1 protein-coding gene is annotated in these 344 nt (G+C 58.1%); it reads right to left on the bottom strand.

Annotation, left to right across the window (positions count from 1 at the left end; translation table 11 throughout):
* A partial coding sequence (locus QP415_RS11040) for a hypothetical protein (RefSeq protein WP_285100093.1) occupies positions 1–344 on the bottom strand: 344 nt, incomplete at both ends.

Genomic DNA, 344 nt, shown 5'->3' on the forward strand with positions numbered 1-344 from the left:
TACCGGCCGGGGTGAGCAGCTTGACGGTCTTGTCAGCCGGGATTTGGCTCGTAGAGCCGTCGGGGAAGGTGACGGTCACGGTACCGTCCTTACCAACTGTCACCTGGGTGTTCTCCGGGAGATCCGGGTTGGCCTTCTTGACCTTATCCTTCACCTGGTCCTGTTCCTCGGGGGTGAGGTTGTTCGGGTCGACGACGCCGGTGATTTCGGGGTCGTTGATCTTGATCTTCTCGTTGTTCTTGAGCTTGCGGACGGTCTTGTCCGGAGTGAAGGTGGTTGAGGATCCATCCTTGTAGGTCACCGTTGCCGTGCCGTTATCGGAAACAGTAATCTCGGCGTCCTTG

The sequence above is a fragment of the Pauljensenia sp. UMB3104 genome (genome assembly GCF_030217285.1).
GTDB lineage: Bacteria > Actinomycetota > Actinomycetes > Actinomycetales > Actinomycetaceae > Pauljensenia.